This window comes from Amycolatopsis sp. NPDC054798, from assembly GCF_053611505.1.
On record NZ_JBSHAM010000008.1, the window covers coordinates 13,666 to 27,440 of the forward strand.

Below are 13,775 nucleotides of genomic sequence, written 5' to 3' on the forward strand. Positions count from 1 at the left end.
GGGGGGAACCGAACGCGAGGGAGAAGCATGAAAGCCATCAGATTCCTCGGTGCCGCAACCGCTGCCGCGGCGGTGACGGCGATCTTCGCCGGTGTCCCGGCCGCCAGCGCCGCCCCGCTCAACCCCGACATGGTCCCGGCGATGCAGCGCGACCTCGGCCTCACCCACAGCCAGGCGCTCGCCCGGCTCGCGAAGGAGGAGGCCGCGAACAAGGTCGGCGCGGCACTGGAGAGGTCTCTCGGCGAACGCTTCAGCGGTACGAGCTTCAACGCGGCGACTGGCAAGGCCGTGGTCTCGGTGACCGACGCGGCGCTCGTCGGCCAAGTGCGCGCGGCCGGCGCGGAGGCGCAGGTCGTCCGGTACAGCGCCCGCCAGCTCGACTCGACCGTGCAGGCGCTCAACGCCCACGAGCAGGCCGCGCCGAAGTCGGTCACCGGCTGGGGTATCGACACCGCGAGCAACCGGATCAGCCTGACTGTCCTCAAGGGACAGCGCGGAGCGGCGGAGCAGTTCGTCCGGCAGTCCGGTGTGGACACCGCGGCAGTGACCGTGACGGAAACCTCTTCGGTGCCCAAGGCGCACTACAACGTGCTCGGTGGCGACGCCTATTACATCGGCAGCTCGTCCCGCTGCTCCGTCGGATTCTCGGTGAACGGCGGATTCCTGACGGCAGGCCACTGCGCGGCGCTCACCGGCGGCGGTGCGCTGTCCGGCTACAACCGGGTCGCGATGGGGCAGTTCTCCACCTACCGGTTCCCCGGCGCGGACTACGCGGCCGCGCGGGTCAACAGCAACTGGACCCCGGTCGGCCAGATCAACAACGGCACCCGCGTCGCGGGTTCCACCGAGGCCGCCGTCGGTGCTTCGGTGTGCAAGGCCGGTTCGACCACCGGCTGGACCTGCGGCACGATCCGCGCCAAGAACCAGACCGTGCGCTACCAGGAAGGCACCGTGACCGGCATGGTGCTCACCAACGCCCGGTCCGACCACGGCGACTCCGGCGGTTCGTTCATCAGCGGAAACCAGGCACAGGGCATGGTTTCCGGCGGCGACACCGTCAACAGCTACTACTACCCGGTGAACGTCGCGCTGTCGGCGACCGGCACGACGCTCGTCCGCGGCTGATCTCTTGAGGGGAGTGCCCGCACGGACACTCCCCTCAAGAGTCCACATGCGACAAAGGCGGCTCGAGTGCCTCCAGCGCACTCGAACCGCCCTTGCCGCATTCGCCGCGGGATCGGCGGGTCTTCTCACACGTTGCTGATCTCCTCGATCAGCTTTTCGATGTCGAAGTGCTCGCTCTCGGCTCCGAGCGGCACCAGCTCGTAGGAAGATTCCAGGAACGCCTCGAGGTCGGCGCGCTCCAGCTCGAACGACGCGTAGCCGTCGGGCGATTCGATTTCCAGCGTCAGCAGGGCCTCGTCCTGCGACAGGTCCGGCCGGATCCGCACGTCGCCGATCCCGGTCGGCTCGTCCAGCCCGGACACGAGCAGGTCACGGGCGAATGTCCACTCGATCCACCGGCCGCGTTCGGTCCGGAACGCCACGGTGACCGCGTACGGCTCCGACACGTGGAAGGAGAGACGGGACAGCACCGGCGTAGTGCTCTCGTTCAGCAGTACGAACTGGGTCTGGTGTACGGCGTCGGTGGTGTGCACGGCTGCTCCTGTGAATCCTCCGGTCGTTCGCGCCTCGCGAACTGGTCGGCTGGGAGATGATCGACTCGGGGCCACATGACGGCGTTCGGCCGACGTTCACGCGATCGGTTGCATCAGGACGCGAACGCGTAACGCCGGACACAGAACCCTTGTGTTTCCGGCAGTCTCAGGAAAGCGGCAGCGTAAGGCCCACTTTGACCCGGTCCATCGCCACGCTCGTGGTGAAATGCCGGACGTTGGGGTTGTCGAAGAACATGCGCCGCGCGAAATTCTCGAACGCCGCCATGTCCGGGCAGGTGACCACGAGCACGAAGTCCGCGGTGCCGGTGACGTAGTAGCACTGCTGCACGCAGTCGTCGGCCAAGACCTGGGCGCGGAAGCCGTCCAGCACCGCCAGGTTCTCGCGCTCCATCTCGACCATGACGACGAACGTCATGTCCAGCCCGAGCGCGGCCGGGGACAGCACCGCGACCTCTTTCTCGATCACTCCGGCTTCGCGCAGCCGCTTGATCCGCCGCTGCACAGCCGCGGCGGACAGGCCGACTTTGGACCCGATGACCTCGGCGATCGTGCGGGCGTCGGTCTGCAGGCAGGAGAGGATGGCGAGGTCAAGCTGGTCCAGGTCGGGAGTGCGCACACTTCAGGCTAACCGGGCGGACCGACAAAAAGCCTCGGGTTTACCACGCGGCCAAACCACTGATCGCAATACCTCCTATTGAGCGAATGTGGAAGAGGTCTCTTAGTGACGTGGAACACAACTGACCGGTCTACCCAGGGGTAGGCCATACAAGGGGAGGCAACCGGCGACGTCCGCCAACAAGCCGGTCTGGGAGGTTCCGCCATGAGTGCTGTCCGGTCGCGCCATCGTGCCGCCGTCGTCGCCGGACTCGGCGGCGCGCTGCCCGAGCACGTGGTGACGAACGACGAGATCGCGGCCCGCCTGGACACCAGCGACGAGTGGATCCGCACCCGGACCGGGATCCGGGAGCGCCGCAGGGTCGCGCCCGGCCAGTCCACTGTGGATCTCGCTGAGGAGGCGGGCCGGGCGGCGCTCGGCCCGGACGGGCGCGCGGACGCCGTCGTGCTCGCCACCTCCACCGCCGACCAGCTGTGCCCGGCCACCGCGCCGCAGGTGGCGGCCCGGCTCGGCCTCGGCACGGCGCTGGCGTTCGACGTCAACGCGGTGTGCAGCGGGTTCATCTACGCGCTCGCGACCGCCGCCGGCTTCATCGCGGGCGGAATGGCCGAGCGGGTGCTGGTGATCGGCGCGGACGTCTTCACCTCGCTGGTCGACCCGGACGACCGCACCACGGTGCCGATCTTCGGCGACGGCGGCGGGGCGGTGCTGCTGCGCGCGGGCGAGCCCGGCGAACGCGGTGCGCTGGGCCCGTTCGACCTGCACAGCGAGGGTGAACTGGCCAAACTGCTGTGGGTCGAGGCAGGCGGTGCGGCGCAGCGAGTGGCGGAGAACCCGAAGGACCGGTTCATGGTCATGCAGGGCACGGCCGTGTTCCGGCAGGCGTGCGCGCGGATGGCGGAATCCTCGCGTGCGGTGCTGGAACAGGCCGGCTGGATGGTCGGCGACGTCGACCGGTTCGTCGGGCACCAGGCGAACATCCGCATCCTGCAGGCGACCGCGAAACAGCTCGGCATGCCCGCGGACACGGTGGTGTCGAACATCGACCGGGTCGGCAACACCAGCGCGGCGTCGATCCCGCTGGCGCTCGCGGACGCGGTCGCCGACGGGACGCTGACGCCGGGACACCGGGTGCTGCTTACCGCGTTCGGGGCCGGGCTGACCTGGGGATCGACGCTGCTGACCTGGCCTGAGCTGTCGTGAGTGCTAAGCACGGTTCTAACCGGGATTAGCACTCACGAGCTGTACTCCGGCAGCGCGATCGCCTCCGAGCGCGGTTTCCCGAACCGTCCGGCGGCCTTGCCCAACCGGCGCACCAACGGCGTGCTCGCCATCCGCAGCGCGGTGTGGATCGCGGTCCGATGCGTTCGCGACCGCGGCATCGTCACCTGCGGCGCACCCGGGAAAAGCCGCTGCGCCTCCGTGACCAGCGGCCGCATCCGGTGTTCGTACCGGGCGAACGCGGCCTGCGGGTCTTCGCTCGCCATGAGTTCTCCAGCGAGGATGTACGCGCCGGTGAGCGCGAGCGTCGTGCCCATCCCGCTGATCGGCGAAGCGCAGTAAGCGGCGTCGCCGAGCAGCGCGACCCGGCCTTGGTGCCAGGTCGGCAGTTTCGCCTGGCCGACGTCCTCCAGGTACAGCGAACCGTTGTCCATTTCGGCCAGCACGCGCGGTCCTTCCCAGCCGACGTCGGCGTACGTCTTGCGCAGCACGGACACCGTGTCGTCGGGCGTGAGCCGGTCGAGTCCGCGAACGTCGGACAGGAAGAACAGCCCGGCGCGCATCGTGCCCACGTTGTCCGGGCGCAGGAACAACATCCGGCCGCGGCCGCAGAACATCGTGCGTCACCAAGCGGTGTCGGTGGACACGCGCGGGATCGCTAGGTGTGCGGTGTAGAGCCCGAGTTCATGCGGACGCACGTCGGGCATCAGCATCGCGCGGGTGCGGGAACGCAGGCCTTCGGCGACAACCACAGCGTCGAAGCGCTGGGTTCGGCCGCTCTGGAAGTCGACGTCCACGCCGGCACCGTCGTCGTGCAGCGCGCGAATCTGGTCGCCGAATCGATACGTCGTCTCGCCGGCTGATTGCTCATAGAGCAGCCTCGACAGCTGGCCGCGCAGGATTTCGATCTCGGCGGTGCCGCCGCCGGAATCGCCCTCGCCCGCGCGGAACTCGGCGACGACGCGCCCGTGTTCGTCCACGAACTGCGTGCCGATCTCGCCGGTGTGCGCGGCGCGGACCGCCTCTTCGAGCCCCATCTTGCGCAGCACCTGGCGGCCGACGCCCCGGATGTCGACGTTCTGGCCCTCCTCGCGCAGCTGGTCGAACCGCTCGACGACGGTGACGTCCCAGCCGGAACGCGCGAGCCGGGACGCGAGCGCGGGGCCGGCGATGCTGGCTCCGGAGATGAGAAGACTGCGCCGGGTCATGAGGTCTCTCCTTGCCGTGGGGTAGATACATAGATAAACTATCCATTAGTTTCTCTACTGACAAGGAAGATCGCGTGGACGAAAACGAGGCAGCGCTCGAGCCCGTGAACGAGACGACCTTCGCGGTGCGCGACGTCATCGAGGCCAGCCGCGACCTGATGGCGCGGATGGCGAAGAGCGTCGAGATGAACGCGAACGACCTCACCGCGATCGCGATCCTCAACCACCACGGACCGATGGGTCCGGTGGAATTGGGCCGCCGCCTCGGGATCAGCGGCCCGTCGGCGACCACGCTCGTGGACCGGATGGAAGCGGCCGGTTACCTGGCGCGCGTCCGCAGCGACACCGATCGGCGCCGGGTGGCGGTCACGGTCACCGATCAGGCCCGCGCGGTCGCGGCGGCGGTGTGGCGGCCGGCGATCGAGAAGCTGGATGCGGTGTCGCGCACGCTCAGCGAGTCGGAAAACGCTGTGGTGCGGGACTTTCTGGTCCGGATCGCGGACGCGATGAACGAGGGACGGGAACTCTAGGTCGTCCAGGTCCGGGTCTCGCGGTGGCGGCCGCGGAGGTGGAGTTCGCCGTGCAGCCGCCAGTGTTCCCGTTCGCCGCCGAGCGCGGCTTTCACCGTCGTTTCGCTGGCGAGTACGCGCGACGGCGCGGATTTCGCGTGTTCGGTGAGCCGTGCGGCTTCGTTCACCGCGTCGCCGATCACGGTGTACTCCAGGCGGCTCGACGCGCCGAGCTGTCCGGCGAACACCTGCCCGGTCGCGACGCCGATGCCCAGGTCGAGCTCGCCTTCCGACATCACCGCGTCGCGGATCGCGCGGGCCGCGGCGAGCGCCATGGTCGGGCCGTCGGACAGCCGGGTCGGCGCGCCGAAAACGCACAGCGCGGCGTCGCCCTGGAACTTGTTGACCAGCCCGCCCCGAGCATCCACTGCGGACACGACGGCCGCGAAAAACCGGTTCAGCTTCTCGACCAATTCTTGCGGCGGAGTGCGCGACGCGAGCGCTGTCGAGTCCACCACGTCCACGAACAGCGCGGTGACCTCGCGGACGTCGCCGGAGAGCGAAGCGCCGTATTCGAGTGCGTGCCGGGCGACGTCCGTGCCGACGTGGCGGCCGAAGAGGTCGCGCATCCGGTCCTGTTCGCGCAAACCGGCGGCGAGGTCGTTGACCGACGTCTGCAGCATCCCGATCTCGCTGGAATCGTCCACGTCGACGTGCACGTCCTTGCGTCCGCGCGCGATTCCGTCCAGTGCGATCCGCAGCCGGTGCAGCGGCGCGGCGACCGCTCGGGACAGGAGCGCGGTGCCGATCGCGCCGGTCGTCAGCCCGGTCACGGACAGCACGATCAGGCTCGCCGTCGGGTTCCCATTGCGGCCGAGGTCGGGCGGCGTGGTCACCAGCAGCACGCCGATCAGCGGCACGCCGCTGGCCAGCACCCAGGTGACGACCAGCCGCGTCAGCACGGTGACCGGCAGCGAACCGCGCGGCGGCAGCACGTCGAGCGCCATCGTCATCACCGGCCGTGCGACCCATTCCGCGGCCAGATAGGTGAGCCCGACTGTCGTCAGCCCGCCGAGCCCGATGGTGAGCGCGATGCCCGCGGCGTCGCCGATCGAGCCGAGGACGCCGGCCAGAATGCCCAGCGCGAGCGCGCCGATCAGCCAGAGCGTGCCGCTCACCACGGCCATGTCGAACGGCAGCCGGAGCGCGCGTTTCGCCTCGTCCGCGGTCGGCGGGCGGCCGATGGTGAACCACACCACGGTGCGGCGTTGCAGGTAGGCGGTCCAGAGCGTGCCGACGACCAGCGCCAGCGCGACCACCCCGGCCGCGGTGACTCCGAGCACCCAGCCGCGGTCGTCGACGTCCTCCGGCAAACCCTGCAGGAGCAGCAGCAACGCGACGACCCCGGCACCGGCGACACTCGATCCGACGCCGAGCGCGGCGAAGCCCAGACTGGTGCGCAGAACCAGCCGGAACCTCCCCGCGATCATCGTGCGCACCAGCAGATCGTATGGGGTGGCGGTGCCGGGAGCGAAAAAAGCCGTCGCCGTCGCGGTGCGGCGATGGTTAGCGTGGCCGTATGCAACCGCTCGACCCCGCCGAAATCCGCGCCTCGTTCGTCAACTGTTCCCGCGGGGAAGCCAAGTCCGTCACGCTGCCCGCGGACATCCCGTGGGAGAAGCGCGACTTCCTCGGCTGGCGCGACGTGAAGGCTCCCGGCCGGGCGTATCTCGTCGTACCGCACGGCGACGAGGTGATCGGCTTGTCGCTGCGGGCCGCGGCACCGCCGAAATCGCGGCTGCGCAGCAACATGTGCGCGTTCTGCTCCACGACGCATCCGGTCGCGGACATCGCGCTGTTCACCGCCCGGCTGGCGGGAAAGCCCGGCCGCGACGGCAACACGGTGGGTACGTATTTGTGCTCCGACCTGGCGTGCAGCGCGTATCTGCGCGGCGAACTCAAGCCCGCGGTGCCGCAGCCCAAGGAGTCGCTCTCGGAGGAGCAGCGCGTGGAGCGGATGAGCGAGAAGATCGGCCGGTTCGTGGCGCGAGTGCTGGAAACCCGGTAACCGCCGTGCGGGTGTTGGTGACCGGGATGTCCGGAGCGGGCAAAAGCAGCCTGCTCGCGGAGCTTTCCCGGCGCGGGTACCGCACGGTCGACACCGATTACGGCGGCTACACCTCCGACGGGCTTTGGCGCGAAGACCGGATCGACGCGTTGTTGTCGGAACCGGGTCCGTTGTTCGTGTCCGGCACGGTGTCGAACCAGGTGCGGTTCTATCCGCGGTTCACCCAGATCGTGCTGCTGAGCGCGCCGCGCGAGGTGTTGATCGAGCGGCTGGCGACGCGAACCGGCAATCCGTACGGGAAGCATCCGGACGAACTGGCTGAGACGTTGCGGTTTCTGGACGAGGTGGAGCCGTTGTTGCGTTCCTCGGCGACGTTCGAGGTGGTGACGACTGTGCCGGTGACCGAGGTCGCCGACGCGGTGCTGCGCCGGGTTTCCTGATTCAGAAATCCCACTCCGCGATCCGGCCCATCTTGCGGAGCACCGGCAGCAGGGCCGAAGCGCGCAACGCCAGCCGCGACGCCGTCGGGATCTTCGCCAGTGCGTCGGCGTTCGCCCAGTCGGTCGCGTCCAAACAGGACACCAGGCGGAGGCCGTAGCGCTCCAGCTCGTGCGGATCGTCGATGCCCCAGTGCAAAGTCGCGCCCGCGCGGCGGACCACCGGGTTGATCATCTGCGCTTTGATGCCGAGCGAGCTGAAGAAATCGGTCACGATCCGGCCGGACGGGAACTTGCCGACGAGCCTGCGGACCAGTTCGGTGCCGGACTCCGCGGTGAGGTACATCGTGAGCCCCTCGGCCACGATCAGCGCCTCGCGGTCGCCGGGAACCCGGTCGAGCCAGTCGAAATCGGTGACTGACGAGCCGATCATCGTGTACCCGGGCCGCTCCGGGTAAATCCGGCTGCGGACGTCCACGACCTCCGGATAGTCCACATCGAACCAAGGGACCGTCGGCGGCGGGTCGAGCCGGTACGCGCGGGTGTCCATCCCGCAGCCGAGGTGCACGACGATCGCGTTGGGATGTTCAGCCAGCCACTTGGCCGCCATTTCGTCGATGGCGCGCGCCCGGATCGCGACGGAGACAGCAGCGTTCTCGTTCACGCCGAGCTTGCGGAAGTCGTAGTCGATCTTCTTGACCGCTTCGTCGGCGGCGGTGTCGCCGAGGATCGGATCGTCCCGGCGGGCGTCGAGCGCACGGGCGTACAGCGTGCCGAGGTTGGTCGCCTTCTCCTCGGTGAAGTGCACTTTCTCCACGATCCGGCCCCCTTGACGTCAAAGTTTTCACAAACTTATGAAGACTGTAGCGCTGATCGCCGGGGGCGGCATCCTCCTCGGTCAGGAAGAGGCGTAATCGTGGGCGTAGGTTTTCGCGTCCAGCAAGTGTTTGAGGGTGATCTCGCGGGCGGCTGCCGCGTCCGAACGGCTGATGGCGTCGAGAATCGCGCGATGCTCGGCCACCGCCTTGCGGATCTGCCCAGGCAGCCGCAACGCGGCCCGGCGTTCCTCGCCGACGAGCGCGAGCACCGAACGGAGCAGGTCGGCGACGTCGTCATTGCCCGCGTTGCCCGCGATCACCCGATGGAACTCGGCGTCAGTCGCGATGACGCGCAACATGTCCCCGGCCTCCGCGGCCGCTTCCATCTCCGCGACGTTGTCCGCCAGCCGCTGCACGACGCGCGGCGTGTGCTGCCGCGCGAGCCGCTCGGCAAGGGTCGGCTCGACGGTCGCGCGCAGATCGAACAGCTTCTCCACCAGCTGCTCGTGCTCGGAAAACCAGCTGCTCAGCGGACTTTCTCCGGTGCCGTGCTCGCGGACGTAGGTGCCGGAACCGGCGCGGATCTGGACGTAACCGATCGAATCCAGGACGCGCAATGCCTGCCGCAACGACCCGCGGCTGATGCCGAGCTGCTCGCACAGCGCGCGTTCCGCGGGCAGGCGCGAGCCCGGCGGAAGCTCGCCCGAGTCGATCATCGCGCGCAGATGGTCGACCGTGGCGCTCCAGACCTGGTCGGATTCGTGGGCCACGCCGCCCATCCTGGCAGGACGACGCGCGCCGCGGGAAATTGTCGGTGGCGGGTGTCACCATCGCGGTGCAGTGGTGCGGGGAAGGGAGGGGTCGTGCCCGCGAAGTTCAAAGATCTGGCACTTGACGCTCTGGATCATCAGGCGCTGGCCGACTGGTGGTGTTCGGCGATGGGGTATGTCCGACGGAGTCCGCCGGGCGAGCATCCGCGGGAATTTCCGGTGGCGATCGTCGATCCCGGTGGCGAGGGGCCGTTGATCTGGCTGAATCCGGTGCCGGAGCGGAAGACGGTGAAGAACCGGATGCATCTCGACGTGTGGGGAGATCCGGAGGAACTGATGGCGGCTGGGGCGAGGCTGGTGGCGGAGCGGGGAGAGGATCGGGAGTGGCGGGTGATGGCGGATCCGGAGGGGAATGAGTTTTGCGTGTTCGAGCGGTGAGGTGAGTTGCGCCCGCAACTCAGCCCGCCGGTGATGAGGTGAGCGGCGCCAGCGGCCCAGTCGCAGTCCGCCTGCTGGTGGCGGGTGGAGTGGGCCCCGCGAGTCCCGCCTGCCGGTGAAGAGTCCAGCGGTACCAGCCCCGGCTCGCCTGCTGGTGCTGAGTTGAGCCGTGCCCGCGGCCCGGCCCAGTCCGCTTGCCGGTTCTGAGTTGAGCGGTGCCCTCAGCATCAGCCCGGCTCGCCTGCTGGTGCTGAGTTGAGCCGCGCCCGCGGCCCGGCCCAGTCCGCCCGCCGGTTCTGAGTTGAGCGGTGCCCTCAGCACCAACCCCGGCCCGCCCGCCGGTCCTGAGCCGAACCGCGCCCGCACCCCGCCCCATCCCACCCGCCCCATCCCACTCGCCGCTGATGCCTTCGAGTGTCTGACCGGACACATCGCGTCGCCGTGCGGCGAGGGTCCTGCTTAGGGTCAGCGGGTGAGTGCTTTATGACCTGGTGGCATGCCGTCATCATCTTCATCGCCGGGGTGTGGGCCGGGACGATCAACACCGTGGTCGGGTCCGGGACGCTCGTGACGTTCCCGGTGCTGGTCGCGCTGGGGTATCCGCCGGTGACCGCTACGACGTCGAACGCGGTCGGGCTCGCGCCGGGCACGGTCAGCGGTGCGTACGGCTACCGGCACGAGCTGGCCGGGTATTGGCCGCAGGTGGTGCGGTTCTCGGTCGCCTCGTTCTTCGGGGCCATCGGCGGCACCATTCTCCTCCTGACGCTGCCCAAGGACGCCTTCGAGAAGATCGTTCCGGTGCTCGTCGGGCTGGCGGTCGTGCTCGTGATCGTTCAGCCCAAGGTGTCGAAGTGGGTGCAGAAACGCCGCGAGGCCAACGGGCGCGAGCACCACGCCGGGCCGTTGCTGTTCGGGCTGCTCTTCGTCATCGGCATCTACGGCGGCTACTTCACCGCCGCCCAAGGCGTCATGCTGATGGCTGTCATGGGCATGTTGCTGTCCGAACCGCTGCAACGGCTCAACGGCGTCAAAAACGTGCTGTCCGCGGTCGTGAACATCGTCGCGGGCACGATTTACGCGTTCGTCGCTCCGGTGAGCTGGCCGGTGATCGGGCTGCTCGCGGTCGGGTCCACGATCGGCGGGCAGCTCGGGGCCAGGATCGGCCGCAAGCTGCCGCCCACCGTGCTTCGCGGCGTGATCGTCGTGATCGGGCTCGCCGCGGTTGTGCAGCTGATCCTCAAATAGCCTGGAATTCCTTGGCCGCGGCCAGCATCAGGTCGTTCTCCTCCGGCGTCCCGATCGTCACCCGCGCGCCTTCGCCGGGGAACGGGCGCACGATGAGCTTGCGGTCCAGCATGTGTTCGGCGAAGGCCGCGGTGGCATCGCCGAGCGGGAACCACACGAAGTTCGCCTGGGTCGGCGGGATCTCGTAACCCATCTCCAGCAACGCGTCCCGCACGCGGGTGCGCTCGGAGATGATTTCCCGGCACCGGGCGAGCAGTTCGTCCTCCGCGTCGAGCGACGCGATCGCGGCCACCTGCGCGATGCTGTTCACCGAGAACGCCACGTACACCTGCTGCAGCGCCTGCGCGATCGGCTCCGGTGCCACTGCGTACCCGACGCGCAGCCCGGCGAGTCCGTACGCCTTGGAGAACGTCCGCAGCACCGCCACATTGCTGTGCGTCCGCGTGAATTCGACGCCGTCCGGGACCTCGGGGTCGGTGACGAATTCCTTGTACGCCTCGTCCAGCACCACGAGCACGTGCGGCGGCACCGCTTCGAGGAACCGCTCGATCTCGTCCCGGTGCAGCACGGTTCCGGTCGGGTTGTTGGGGTTGCAGACGAACACCAGCTTGGTGCGGTCGGTGATCCGCGCCAGCATCGCGTCGAGGTCCAGCCCGTGCTCCGGCGTCAGCGGAACCTTCACGCCCGTCGCGAGCGCCACCTGAACCACGATCGGGTAGGCCTCGAACGACCGCCAGCCGAACAGCACCTCGTCGCCGGGTCCGCACAGCGCCTGGATCATCTGCTGGCACAGGGAAACCGAACCGCAGCCGATCGCGAGCCGCTGCGCCGGCACGTCCAGCCGCCGCGAAAGCCGCTCGCGCAAAGCCTGGGAACCGTTGTCCGGGTACCGGTTCACTCCGGTTACCGCAGCCGTGATCGCCGCCTGGACGCTCGGCAGCGGACCGCCGGGCACCTCATTGCTCGCGAGCTTGACGGCCCCTTCGATCGTCCGGCCAGGGACGTACTTCGGCAACGAATCGAGGTCAGGGCGGGGGGCGAGGGACGGCATCGTCGGAACTCCTCGGTTTTCACGGGACGACGGGGCCACCGTATCTCGCCCCGGCCGATCCGGAAAGGTTCCCAATGTTCACCCAGAGGTGATTGCATGAGGCGATGACGTCGACGACCACCGTGGATTACCAGCGTACCGACGGCAGCACCCTCCGCCTCACCTTCGCCGAACCAGAAGGCGCGCTCCGCGGCGGCCTGGTGGTTCTCCACGAGGGCGACGGGGTCACCGACGGCGTTCTGCTGCTGGTCAAAAGCCTCGCCGGCGAAGGCTGGCTCACTGTCACGCCGCACATCGAGTCCGGTGAGCAGCTCACCCAGCGCGATCTGCTCGACGCCACCGACCGCACGCTCGAATGGCTCACCGGCCGCGGGGTCGAAGCCGACCTGCGCGGCGTCGTCGGCTTCGACCTCGGCGGCACGGCGGCGCTGGTCGTCGCCTCGCATCGCAAGCTGGGCGCGGCGGTGAGCGTCGGCGGCCAGGCGGTGGCGGAACTGCCGAAGCTGCTGGAAATCGCCGGCCGCGTGACCAGCCCGTGGCTCGGCATGTACGGCGACGCCGGGGACGAGGCGGGCGAGGCCGAGGTGGAGCAGCTGCGCGAGGCCGCGGCGTCGGCGAAAGTCGCGACGAACGTCGTGCACTATCCGGGTGCGAACCACCGCTTCGACGCCGACCCCGGCGCGGCGGAAGAGGCTTGGCATCGCACCCTCGACTGGTTCAACGCGCACCTCCGCTGATCTTCGGCAGCACCCTTGACGGGGTGCCGCATGGCCGAATAACGTTCCGATCCGGAACGGAATGTTATAGCGAGAGGAACCACCCGTGAAAGCGGTGCTTGTCGAACCACAGCAGCGGCTCGTCCTCGGCGAGGCACCGGACCCGGCTCCTGGGCCGGGACAGGCCGTCGTCGAGGTCGAGGCGGCCGGCGTGGGCTACTTCGACCTCATGAATCTGCGGAACGGCGCCAAGTCAGTGCCTGGCGTCGAGGTCGTCGGCCGGGTGCCGGACGGGCGGAGAGTGCTGGCGCTCATCCTTTCCGGCGGCTACGCCGAGCAGGTCGTGGCCGACACGGATCAGCTGTACCCCGTGCCCGAAAACCTCGATCCAACCGACGTGGTCGCCCTTGGGGTGAACGCGATGGTCGCGGAGAGAGCGGTGCATCGGGGCGCGGTGGCCCCTGGCGAACGAGTGCTGGTCCGCGGCGCGAGCGGCGGGATTGGCGTGCTCGCGGTTCAGCTTGCGCACGCGCGCGGTGCGGAAGTCACGGCGGTGACCTCTTCGGCGGAGTACGGCGAACGGCTGCGAACCCTTGGTGCGGCGAAAATCATCGACCGCACCCGAGAGCGTCCCGCGGAGACCTGCGACGTCATCATCGACACCGCGGCGGGCCCGCAGGTTCGCGAGTACCTGGAACTGTTGCGTCCCAACGGTCGCTATGTCCTTTGTGGAGGAACCGCAGGAGTTCCGGAACCGGCGGCCTTCGAGCCGCTGATGCGCGATTTCCACAAATCTCCGACGTTCTTCTCGTTCAGCCTCACCTCGGTGTCGCCGGAAGAACGCCGGGAGTCGTGGGACCGCGTCCTCGAACTGGTCGCCGCCGGACAGCTCTCCGCCGTGCGCGACCACACCTTCCCGCTCAGCGAGGCCTCAGCCGCCCTCCGGCACGTGGAGCACGGGAAATCGTTCGGTAAGGTCGTGCTGCTCAACGAATAGCG

General features: G+C 68.8%; 17 protein-coding genes. 9 read left to right on the forward strand and 8 right to left on the reverse strand.

The annotated features are described in order from the left end of the window. Window positions 1–27: 27 nt before the first annotated feature. Window positions 28–1,125: a S1 family peptidase gene (locus ACWGIC_RS07200; protein WP_452075004.1), complete on the forward strand. Its 1,098-nt coding sequence runs from the start codon at window positions 28–30 to the stop codon at window positions 1,123–1,125. Between the two features lie 125 nt (window positions 1,126–1,250). Here the strand turns inward: ACWGIC_RS07200 and ACWGIC_RS07205 are convergent, their stop codons facing one another. After that, the gene (locus ACWGIC_RS07205; RefSeq protein WP_452075005.1) at window positions 1,251–1,658 is read right to left on the reverse strand and encodes an SsgA family sporulation/cell division regulator; all 408 of its coding nucleotides are present in this window, start codon (window positions 1,656–1,658) and stop codon (window positions 1,251–1,253) included. A 166-nt stretch (window positions 1,659–1,824) separates the two neighbouring features. Then, on the reverse strand, window positions 1,825–2,295 hold the full coding sequence (locus ACWGIC_RS07210) for an Lrp/AsnC family transcriptional regulator (protein WP_452075006.1): 471 nt from the start codon (window positions 2,293–2,295) through the stop codon (window positions 1,825–1,827). 204 nt (window positions 2,296–2,499) lie between these two features. Between ACWGIC_RS07210 and ACWGIC_RS07215 the strand changes: the two genes are divergently transcribed. Beyond that, window positions 2,500–3,498 carry a beta-ketoacyl-ACP synthase III gene (locus tag ACWGIC_RS07215; protein ID WP_452075007.1) on the forward strand — a complete coding sequence of 333 codons (999 nt, stop codon included), beginning with the start codon at window positions 2,500–2,502 and terminating at the stop codon, window positions 3,496–3,498. Window positions 3,499–3,530: 32 nt separating this feature from the next. On the opposite strand, the gene ACWGIC_RS07220 is transcribed toward ACWGIC_RS07215, so the two are convergent. Then, window positions 3,531–4,133 (reverse strand): FAD-dependent monooxygenase, encoded by a 603-nt coding sequence (locus ACWGIC_RS07220; protein ID WP_452075008.1) that lies wholly within the window; start codon window positions 4,131–4,133, stop codon window positions 3,531–3,533. A gap of 6 nt (window positions 4,134–4,139) precedes the next feature. Next, window positions 4,140–4,724: an FAD-dependent oxidoreductase gene (locus ACWGIC_RS07225; protein ID WP_452075009.1), complete on the reverse strand. Its 585-nt coding sequence runs from the start codon at window positions 4,722–4,724 to the stop codon at window positions 4,140–4,142. Between the two features lie 74 nt (window positions 4,725–4,798). Between ACWGIC_RS07225 and ACWGIC_RS07230 the strand changes: the two genes are divergently transcribed. Continuing rightward, window positions 4,799–5,254, forward strand: a complete 456-nt coding sequence (locus ACWGIC_RS07230; protein ID WP_452075010.1) for a MarR family winged helix-turn-helix transcriptional regulator — start codon at window positions 4,799–4,801, stop codon at window positions 5,252–5,254. On the opposite strand, the gene ACWGIC_RS07235 is transcribed toward ACWGIC_RS07230, so the two are convergent. After that, the gene (locus ACWGIC_RS07235) at window positions 5,251–6,723 is read right to left on the reverse strand and encodes an adenylate/guanylate cyclase domain-containing protein (protein WP_452075147.1); all 1,473 of its coding nucleotides are present in this window, start codon (window positions 6,721–6,723) and stop codon (window positions 5,251–5,253) included. The two genes, ACWGIC_RS07230 and ACWGIC_RS07235, sit on opposite strands and share 4 nt — an antisense overlap. An 89-nt stretch (window positions 6,724–6,812) precedes the next feature. Between ACWGIC_RS07235 and ACWGIC_RS07240 the strand changes: the two genes are divergently transcribed. Together ACWGIC_RS07240 and ACWGIC_RS07245 are read left to right on the forward strand one after the other, a co-directional pair. Next, window positions 6,813–7,301, forward strand: a complete 489-nt coding sequence (locus ACWGIC_RS07240) for an FBP domain-containing protein (RefSeq protein WP_452075011.1) — start codon at window positions 6,813–6,815, stop codon at window positions 7,299–7,301. A gap of 5 nt (window positions 7,302–7,306) precedes the next feature. After that, a complete protein-coding gene (locus tag ACWGIC_RS07245; RefSeq protein WP_452075012.1) occupies window positions 7,307–7,741 on the forward strand; it encodes an AAA family ATPase in 435 nt (144 codons plus the stop codon). A 1-nt stretch (window position 7,742) separates the two neighbouring features. On the opposite strand, the gene ACWGIC_RS07250 is transcribed toward ACWGIC_RS07245, so the two are convergent. Together ACWGIC_RS07250 and ACWGIC_RS07255 are read right to left on the reverse strand one after the other, a co-directional pair. Then, a complete protein-coding gene (locus tag ACWGIC_RS07250) occupies window positions 7,743–8,555 on the reverse strand; it encodes a class I SAM-dependent methyltransferase (protein WP_452075013.1) in 813 nt (270 codons plus the stop codon). Between the two features lie 81 nt (window positions 8,556–8,636). Continuing rightward, the gene (locus ACWGIC_RS07255) at window positions 8,637–9,335 is read right to left on the reverse strand and encodes a FadR/GntR family transcriptional regulator (RefSeq protein ID WP_452075014.1); all 699 of its coding nucleotides are present in this window, start codon (window positions 9,333–9,335) and stop codon (window positions 8,637–8,639) included. 84 nt (window positions 9,336–9,419) lie between these two features. Between ACWGIC_RS07255 and ACWGIC_RS07260 the strand changes: the two genes are divergently transcribed. Together ACWGIC_RS07260 and ACWGIC_RS07265 are read left to right on the forward strand one after the other, a co-directional pair. Continuing rightward, window positions 9,420–9,764 carry a VOC family protein gene (locus ACWGIC_RS07260; protein WP_452075015.1) on the forward strand — a complete coding sequence of 115 codons (345 nt, stop codon included), beginning with the start codon at window positions 9,420–9,422 and terminating at the stop codon, window positions 9,762–9,764. Window positions 9,765–10,247: 483 nt separating this feature from the next. Continuing rightward, entirely contained in the window at window positions 10,248–11,009 is a 762-nt protein-coding gene (locus ACWGIC_RS07265) for a sulfite exporter TauE/SafE family protein (RefSeq protein WP_452075016.1), read from the forward strand. Here the strand turns inward: ACWGIC_RS07265 and hisC are convergent. Beyond that, window positions 11,002–12,060: a histidinol-phosphate transaminase gene (hisC, locus tag ACWGIC_RS07270; protein ID WP_452075017.1), complete on the reverse strand. Its 1,059-nt coding sequence runs from the start codon at window positions 12,058–12,060 to the stop codon at window positions 11,002–11,004. The two genes, ACWGIC_RS07265 and hisC, sit on opposite strands and share 8 nt — an antisense overlap. A gap of 104 nt (window positions 12,061–12,164) precedes the next feature. Between hisC and ACWGIC_RS07275 the strand changes: the two genes are divergently transcribed. Continuing rightward, window positions 12,165–12,797 (forward strand): dienelactone hydrolase family protein, encoded by a 633-nt coding sequence (locus ACWGIC_RS07275; RefSeq protein ID WP_452075018.1) that lies wholly within the window; start codon window positions 12,165–12,167, stop codon window positions 12,795–12,797. A gap of 85 nt (window positions 12,798–12,882) precedes the next feature. After that, window positions 12,883–13,773 (forward strand): quinone oxidoreductase family protein, encoded by an 891-nt coding sequence (locus tag ACWGIC_RS07280; RefSeq protein WP_452075019.1) that lies wholly within the window; start codon window positions 12,883–12,885, stop codon window positions 13,771–13,773. Window positions 13,774–13,775: the final 2 nt, after the last annotated feature.